The organism is Pseudomonas sp. UBA5706, assembly GCF_002419965.1.
Classification (GTDB): Bacteria; Pseudomonadota; Gammaproteobacteria; order Pseudomonadales; family Pseudomonadaceae; genus Aquipseudomonas.
Genome location: NZ_DIHC01000039.1, coordinates 1 through 8,007, shown reverse-complemented (window position 1 = coordinate 8,007; position 8,007 = coordinate 1). Strand labels below are relative to the sequence as shown.

Below are 8,007 nucleotides of genomic sequence, written 5' to 3'. Positions count from 1 at the left end.
CGAGCAAGCTGCGCTCCTACGCCTTCGGCAGAAGCGGATCGACGTCTCCTGCAGCCTGCTTTGGTTTTGGCGCTTTTGACTCGGACCGAAGGCCGTAGGCGCGCAGCTTGCTCGCGATCTGCTGCGCCGCAGCAGTAGACCGGCCGACCGCTTGTTTCAGGTACTGCGCATGTTCAGGGTTGGCTGCCGCTTCGCGCCAGATCGCGAGCAAGCTCGCTCCTACGCCTTCGGCAGAAGCGGATCGACGTCTACCGCAGCCTGCTTTGATTTTGGCGCTTTTGATTCTGGCCGAAGGCCGTAGGAGGTGAGGGTGCGGATCAACCGGTGAGTCATCATTACTCCAACCGTAACGATCCAGCCCTTTGCTTGATTGATGCCCGCAACCCATAGCTCCTAATCTGGCCCACGACAGCGAACTCGTGGAGTCAGCATGACGACAACAACGAAACTTGACCCGCGCTGGTCGCGTCGTCGCAGCGAAAAGCAGCGACGGCTCGAGCAAGTGCGTTCCCTCGCCGATGGCGTGGTTCTGCCCACCGACAGGATTGTCGCGGCGCTGGAGGCGCTGATTGCGCCCGGTGATCGCGTGGTGCTTGAAGGCAACAACCAGAAACAGGCCGACTTCCTTTCCCGCTCGCTGGTCAAGGCCGATCCGGCCAAGTTGCATGACCTGCACATGATCATGCCCAGCGTAGGTCGCGCCGAACACCTGGATCTCTTCGAGCGCGGCATTGCCCGCAAACTCGATTTCTCTTTCGCCGGTACGCAAAGTCTGCGCATCAGCCAGTTGCTGGAAGACGGCCTGCTGGAAGTGGGCGCGATTCATACCTATATCGAGCTGTATTCGCGCCTGCTGGTCGATCTGATTCCCAATGTCGTGCTGTCCGCCGGATTCATGGCCGACCGCACAGGCAACATTTATACCGGCGCCAGCACCGAAGACACCCCAGCCCTGATCGAGCCGGCCGCCTTCAGCGACGGCATCGTCATCGTGCAGGTCAATCAGTTGGTAGATGACGTCAGCGATCTGCCGCGAGTCGATATTCCGGCGTCCTGGGTCGATTTCGTGGTGGTGGCCGATAGGCCTTTCTACATCGAGCCGCTGTTCACCCGCGACCCACGCCATATCAAGCCGGTCCACGTGCTAATGGCGATGATGGCGATTCGCGGCATCTACGAAAAACACAACGTTCAGTCGCTGAACCACGGCATCGGCTTCAACACCGCCGCGATCGAGCTGATCCTGCCGACCTACGGCGAATCCCTTGGCCTCAAGGGCAAGATTTGCCGTAACTGGACGCTCAACCCACACCCGACCTTGATCCCCGCCATCGAAAGCGGCTGGGTCGAAAGCGTGCACTGTTTCGGCACCGAACTGGGCATGGAGAATTACATCGCGGCGCGCCCGGATGTGTTCTTCACCGGCCGCGACGGCTCGATGCGTTCCAACCGCATGATGTGCCAATTGGCCGGACAATACGCGGTGGACCTGTTCATCGGCGCTACCTTGCAAGTGGACGGCGACGGCCATTCCTCGACGGTGACCCGCGGGCGGCTGGCCGGTTTCGGTGGCGCGCCGAACATGGGGCATGACCCACACGGCCGGCGCCACAGCACGCCTGCCTGGCTGGACATGCGCCAGCAGAACCCGGGCGCCGACGCCTACCTTGAACGCGGCAAAAAACTTGTTGTGCAGATGGTCGAGACATTCCAGGAGGGTGGCAAACCCACGTTCGTCGAAACCCTTGATGCGGTCGACGTGGCCAGGAAAAGCGGCATGCCGCTGGCGCCGATCATGATCTACGGTGACGACGTGACCCACCTGCTGACCGAAGAAGGCATCGCCTATTTGTACAAGGCGCGCAGTCTGGAGGAGCGTCAGGCAATGATCGCCGCCGTGGCAGGCGTGACGGTTATCGGACTGCGCCACAACCCCAAAGACACTGCGCGCATGCGCCGCGAAGGATTGATTGCGCTGCCTGAGGACCTGGGCATCCGCCGCACCGACGCCAGCCGCGAACTGCTCGCCGCTAAAAGCATCGCCGAGCTGGTGGAGTGGTCCGGTGGTTTGTACAACCCGCCTGCGAAATTCAGGAGTTGGTGATGCTTGCACTTAACGTAGCGTTCACTGATATGCCACGCGGGCTGTCCCTCGCAGAGCGGCTGGCTGATCTGGCCGTGGATGCGCTGATCGACGAAGCCGATCTGTCGCCCAAGCCGGCCCTGGTCGACCGCCGCAGCAGTGGCGCGCATACAGACTTGCATCTGGGCCTGATGCACGCGTCAGCGTTGTCGCTCTGGCCCGCCTTCAAGGAAATGGCTGAAGTCGCCCTTCAGATCGGCGAGATAGGTCAGCCTCTGCGAGAAGCGATTGGCCACATCGGTCGTGAAGGCGAGGCAGCCATGATGCGCACCACCGATGGCGTGAATACCCATCGCGGTGCGATTTGGGCACTTGGCTTGCTGGTCACGGCAGCTGCGCTGGATCCGTCGGATCTGACGCCTGCCGGGCTTGGTCTGCGGGCCGGGTGTCTGGCACTGATCGAGGACCGCAACCACGTCTCGAACACGCAAAGCCACGGCGCTGAAGTCGCTCGCAAATACGGAGCGAGGGGCGCACGGGAGCAGGCGCAAATGGGCTTCCCCGCGGTGACTCAAACTGGCCTGCCACAGCTCAAGCGCAGCCGCGCGGCTCGTCACGGTGAGCAAAACGCCCGGCTCGACGCGCTGCTGGCAATCATGACCAACCTCTCGGACACCTGCGTGTTGTATCGCGCTGGCGAGCAGGGGCTGAACGCGATGCAGCAAGGCGCACAGCGTGTGCTGGATGTAGGCGGCAGCGCGACCCTCAGCGGTCGTCGCGCGCTGCACGATCTGGATCAGCAACTGCTTGGCCTGAATGCCTCCCCCGGTGGCGCTGCTGATCTGCTCGCCGCTTGCCTGTTTATCGATTGCCTTGAGCCTGCGCTCGGCGATCAAGCGAGGACTCTCTGAAATGGAAACCCTGTCTTTTGAATTTCCAGCCGGGCAGCCGCCTTTGGGCAGAGCGCTGGTGGGATGTGTCGGCTCAGGCGACCTCGAAGTGCTATTGGAACCGGGCCAGCCTGGCAAACTGACCATTCAGGTGCTGACCTCGGTCAATGGTAGTTCGGCGCGCTGGCAGCATCTGTTCGAGCGCATGTTCGACGGGCAAACGCCGCCCGCGCTGAGCATCGACATCCACGATTTCGGCGCGACGCCCGGTGTCGTGCGTCTGCGTTTGGAGCAAGGCTTCGAGGAGATCGGCCATGACTGACAGCGCTCGCCTTCTGACACAACACAGCTTCGTCGAACTGGGCGCCCGGCAACGCGCCCGCGCCTTGCTCGACGAAGGCAGCTTTCGTGAACTGATCGACCCGTTCGCGCGTATCACTTCGCCCTGGCTGGCCAAACAAGGCGTGGTGCCGCAAGCCGATGACGGTGTAGTCGTTGCCAAAGGCGCTATCGGCGGTCATCCGGTGGTGATCTGCGCCATTGAAGGGGCCTTCCAGGGCGGCAGCATGGGCGAGGTCGGCGGCGCGAAAATGGCCGGAGCGCTGGAACTGGCCGCCGAAGACAACCGCCAAGGTATCCCGACCGCCGCCGTGCTGCTACTGGAAACCGGTGGTGTGCGTTTGCAGGAGGCCAATCTGGGCCTTGCTGCCATTGCTGAAATTCACGCGGCTATTGTCGATCTGCGTCGCTATCAGCCAGTCATCGGAGTGGTGGCGGGCAGTGTCGGTTGCTTTGGTGGCATGTCCATCGCTGCCGGGCTGTGCAGTTATCTGGTGGTCACCCGAGAGGCGCGGCTGGGTTTGAACGGCCCGCAAGTGATCGAGCAGGAAGCCGGGATCGAAGAATATGACTCACGCGACCGGCCCTTCATCTGGAGCCTGACTGGTGGGGAACAGCGCTTTGCCAGCGGGCTGGCCGATGCCTACGTCGCTGACGACATAAAGGCAATTGGGCAGCAGGTGCAAGCGTTGCTGCACACAGGCAGACCCGCGCAGGAGCGCAGCAGCCAGTACGCATTGTATCTGCAACGGCTCTCTGGATTGGACACCTCTACCCAGATCGACCCCGCCGCTGTGCGCAGCCTGTATCAAGGAGAACAGCCGTGAGCGAACAAAAAACAGTGAGCGAACAAAACGCGGTGAGCGAAGACGCAGAAAGCGGCTACTCCACCCGAGGTCTGAACTGGTTCAACGCACTGAGCGCAGGCGCCGTCGAGGTGGGCGGACTGCCCGCTTCGGTGAAAGCTGCCGACGGCCAGTTGGGGGATCAGCCTGCACGTTTTCTGGCCGTAGTCGCCGATCCTGCCAATCGCTTTCCTCGCGCAAAAAAGGGTGAAGTCGGCCTGCTGGAAGGATGGGGGCTGGCGAAAGCCGTCGACGCGGCCATTGAACTGGACCACCACAATCTGCAGAAACGCGCGCTGATCGCGATCATCGATGTGCCGAGCCAGGCATACGGCCGCCGCGAAGAGGCGTTGGGCATTCACCAGGCGCTGGCGGGCGCTGTAGACGCCTATGCTCGCGCGCGTCTGGCCGGGCATGCAGTGATTGGGCTGCTGGTGGGCAAGGCGATGTCAGGGGCATTTCTTGCTCACGGATACCAGGCCAATCGGCTGATTGCCTTGCGTGATCCGGGTGTGATGGTTCACGCCATGGGCAAGGCGTCGGCTGCGCGGGTCACATTGCGCAGTGTCGAAGAACTGGAAAAACTCACCGCCAGCATTCCACCCATGGCTTATGACATCGACAGTTATGCCGGGCTGGGGTTGCTCTGGGAGACGCTTTCGGTGAGCCAGATCGAACAGCCGTTCGATGCTGATATCACCTCTGTCCAGCAATGCCTGATGGCAGCGATCAAGGATGTTCAGGGTAGCGACAATGGATTGGGTTCGCGGCTAGGCGCGGTCAATCGCAGTGCCTCATCCAAGGTGCGTGAACTGCTGCGGGCACAGTGGTAATGCGCGTCAACCTGCCCGTACAGCCTCATGATTTGTTGTGGGGCATGCCCGTGGCGGCTGTGCCTGCCGATGCTCCGGCATGGGTGTGTGAGGTGATAACCCTTGGGCATCCGGTGGTGGTTCGTCGCGCGCGGGTCGCGCAAGGCTGGATCGCCGTTGGCGTGCGGGGTCATTCGCGTGATCAGCGTTTTGCGACGCGGATGAGGATGGCCGACATCACCCGCCGGGTTCAGCCTGAGCACCTGATCGAAGCGCTGGATAACGTCGCAGCTCACTGGCCAGCCTTGCGAGCGTTGCGGCAGAGGTGTTCGCTGATGAACGCGCTGGGTTTGCCTTGGGGCGTAGCGGGAGGCGTTGGATTCGAACTGGCCACCGGCATTCAGGTGTTGCATCAAGACAGCGATCTGGATTTGGTCCTGCGCACTGAGCGGTTCTTCAGCCGCGAACGGTCGGCTGATCTGGTGAAAGCGCTGGATAACGCGCTCTGCCGTATCGACCTGCAGCTGCAGACCCCGGCAGGCGCCGTGGCATTGCGTGAGTGGGCAGGGGCAGCGCGTAAGGTATTGCTCAAGGCTGACGACGGCGCCCGGTTGGTGGACAACCCCTGGCAGCCTCAGGTGCACGCGGCATGAGCAGCCTCTGGGTATTTCCGGGGCAGGGCGCGCAGCAGCCGGGCATGCTGCACGCGCTGCCGAGCGACGCCCTGATTAGCGAATGCCTGCGCGAAGCCAGCGACGCGCTGGATGAAAACGTTCTGGATCTGGACACCCCTGACGCGTTGCAATCGACCCGTGCGGTGCAACTGTGCCTGTTGATCGCCGGGGTTGCCTGTGCTCGCTTGTTGAGGGCTCAGGGCAATACCCCGGACTACGTCGCGGGCCTGTCGATTGGTGCGTACCCGACAGCGGTAATCGCCGGGGCGCTGACGTTTGCCGACGCGGTGCGGCTGGTGGCGCTACGCGGCGAACTGATGCAGCACGCTTACCCAAAAGGCTACGGCATGACGGCACTGATCGGCGTGGAGCAATCCACGGTTGAAGCCCTTGTCAAGCAGATCCATCGAGAAGATACGCCGGTGTATCTGGCCAATATCAACGCCGAGAATCAGTTCGTCATCGCCGGTAGCGATCAGGCGATGGCCGAAGTCGCCGCGCTGGCGAAAGAGCAGGGTGCCGCTGCTGCGAAACGTCTCGCGGTCAGCGTGCCTTCCCATTGCGAGCTGTTGAGCGAACCTGCGCAAGTGCTGGCCGATGCTTTGGCGAAGGTCTGCGTTCAGGTGCCCACCTTGAAATACCTGAGCGGCAGCACCGCGCGGCCGGTCTTTACGCCCGACAAACTGCGCGACGACCTGGCGTTCAACATGTGCCGGGTCATCGACTGGCGCAGCACCGTGCAAACCGCCTACGAGCGTGGGGCCCGGCTGCAAATCGAACTGCCGCCCGGCACCGTGCTCACGGCGCTGGCGCGGCGAGTGTTTGAGCAAGGGTCCGCCGTCGCCTTTCAGGGCGCCCGGCTGGATACCCTGAGCGCGCTGTCGCGAGAGGAGGAACGCCGCCACTCATAGACCGGTTGCTGCTTTTCGAAGGACACAAAAACAACAACTTCGACGATGCAAATTGAGGATAAGAACAATGGTTATCTATGGCGTTGCGTTACTGGCTATCTGCACCCTGGCGGGGGTGATTCTCGGTGATCTGCTTGGCGTGCTGCTGGGCGTCAAATCCAACGTGGGCGGGGTCGGGATCGCGATGATCCTGCTGATCTGCGCCCGTCTCTATATGCAAAAGCGGGGTGGGTTGAGCGAAGGCTGCGAAATGGGCGTCGGCTTCTGGGGCACCATGTACATTCCGGTGGTCGTGGCCATGGCGGCACAGCAAAACGTCGTCACTGCGCTGAAAGGCGGCCCGATTGCCGTCATCGCGGCAATCGGATCGGTAGTGATTTGTGCCTGCACGATCGCTGTCATCAGCCGCACCAACAAGGGCGAACCATTGCCCAAGGAAGACGAACTCGTTGTACAAAACCCGGTGACCGCGCCGAGTGTTACGCCAGCCGGAGGCCGCTGACATGTGGGATCTCATTCAGAAAGATCTGATCAGCCAGGGCCTGGTCACTGCCTTCGCCGTGGTGGGCGTAGTGATGTGGATTTCCGTGGTGCTGTCCAGACGACTGACCTTCGGCCGCATTCATGGTTCGGCTATCGCTATCGTGATCGGCCTGGTGCTGGCGTGGGTCGGCGGAATCATGACTGGCGGGCAAAAGGGGCTGGCGGATCTGGCGTTGTTTTCCGGGATCGGCCTAATGGGCGGCGCAATGCTGCGAGACTTCGCTATCGTCGCTACGGCCTTCGAGGTTCAGGCCACCGAAGCGAAGAAGGCGGGTTTGATTGGCGCGATCTCGCTGTTTCTCGGCACGTTGCTGCCGTTTGTCGTCGGCTCATGCGTGGCCTATGCGTTCGGTTACCGTGATGCGGTGAGCATTACCACCATTGGCGCGGGCGCGGTGACGTACATCGTCGGTCCGGTAACCGGCGCAGCACTGGGGGCGACTTCGGATGTGATGGCGCTGTCGATCGCCACCGGCTTGATCAAGGCGATTTTGGTAATGGTCGGCACGCCGATGGCCGCGCGCTGGATGGGGCTCGACAACCCACGTTCGGCGATGGTGTTCGGTGGCCTGGCGGGGACGGTGAGTGGCGTGACGGCGGGGCTTGCTGCCACGGATCGACGCTTGGTGCCTTATGGCGCGCTGACGGCAACGTTCCATACTGGATTGGGCTGCCTGCTCGGGCCTTCGCTGCTGTATTTCATCGTGCGCGGGATTTTGGGGTAATTACTGGATCTACCTTGATTCTGGCCGCAGGCCTGCCTGTTGCGGACCGCGGTCGGGCGTTCTTTCGGTAACCGGCAGCAAAACCACACGGCGCGGTGTGTCAGGCGGGCAAAGGTTGCGGGTTTTGCGACTGCTGCGCAGCCGATCGCGAGCAAGCTGCGCTCCTACGCCCTTCGGGCAGAATC

General features: G+C 62.2%; 10 protein-coding genes. 9 read left to right on the top strand and 1 reads right to left on the bottom strand.

Going from position 1 to position 8,007, the window contains the following annotated elements; genetic code table 11:
- Positions 1-16: 16 nt before the first annotated feature.
- Positions 17-211 (bottom strand): hypothetical protein, encoded by a 195-nt coding sequence (locus B3I26_RS18970; protein ID WP_296259857.1) that lies wholly within the window; start codon positions 209-211, stop codon positions 17-19.
- 219 nt (positions 212-430) lie between these two features.
- Between B3I26_RS18970 and mdcA the strand changes: the two genes are divergently transcribed.
- The 9 genes from mdcA (at position 431) to madM (ending at position 7,822) form a co-directional block, all read left to right on the top strand.
- Positions 431-2,104, top strand: a complete 1,674-nt coding sequence (gene mdcA, locus B3I26_RS18965; protein WP_296259856.1) for a malonate decarboxylase subunit alpha — start codon at positions 431-433, stop codon at positions 2,102-2,104.
- Complete coding sequence (locus tag B3I26_RS18960) at positions 2,104-2,994, top strand: triphosphoribosyl-dephospho-CoA synthase (protein ID WP_296259854.1); 891 nt, start codon at positions 2,104-2,106, stop codon at positions 2,992-2,994. The genes mdcA and B3I26_RS18960 overlap by 1 nt, the downstream gene beginning before the upstream one ends.
- Position 2,995: 1 nt before the next feature.
- Entirely contained in the window at positions 2,996-3,295 is a 300-nt protein-coding gene (locus B3I26_RS18955; protein ID WP_296259852.1) for a malonate decarboxylase subunit delta, read from the top strand.
- The gene (locus B3I26_RS18950) at positions 3,288-4,139 is read left to right on the top strand and encodes a biotin-independent malonate decarboxylase subunit beta (protein ID WP_296259851.1); all 852 of its coding nucleotides are present in this window, start codon (positions 3,288-3,290) and stop codon (positions 4,137-4,139) included. Before B3I26_RS18955 ends, B3I26_RS18950 begins: the two co-directional genes overlap by 8 nt.
- 32 nt (positions 4,140-4,171) lie before the next feature.
- Complete coding sequence (mdcE, locus tag B3I26_RS18945; protein ID WP_296260025.1) at positions 4,172-4,990, top strand: biotin-independent malonate decarboxylase subunit gamma; 819 nt, start codon at positions 4,172-4,174, stop codon at positions 4,988-4,990.
- On the top strand, positions 4,990-5,622 hold the full coding sequence (locus B3I26_RS18940; RefSeq protein WP_296259849.1) for a malonate decarboxylase holo-ACP synthase: 633 nt from the start codon (positions 4,990-4,992) through the stop codon (positions 5,620-5,622). The genes mdcE and B3I26_RS18940 overlap by 1 nt, the downstream gene beginning before the upstream one ends.
- Positions 5,619-6,554: a malonate decarboxylase subunit epsilon gene (gene mdcH, locus B3I26_RS18935; RefSeq protein WP_296259847.1), complete on the top strand. Its 936-nt coding sequence runs from the start codon at positions 5,619-5,621 to the stop codon at positions 6,552-6,554. The genes B3I26_RS18940 and mdcH overlap by 4 nt, the downstream gene beginning before the upstream one ends.
- A gap of 67 nt (positions 6,555-6,621) precedes the next feature.
- Positions 6,622-7,056, top strand: coding sequence for a malonate transporter subunit MadL (madL, locus tag B3I26_RS18930; RefSeq protein ID WP_296259845.1), 435 nt, complete (start codon positions 6,622-6,624; stop codon positions 7,054-7,056).
- Position 7,057: 1 nt separating this feature from the next.
- Complete coding sequence (madM, locus tag B3I26_RS18925; protein WP_296259843.1) at positions 7,058-7,822, top strand: malonate transporter subunit MadM; 765 nt, start codon at positions 7,058-7,060, stop codon at positions 7,820-7,822.
- The last annotated feature ends 185 nt before the right edge of the window (positions 7,823-8,007 follow it).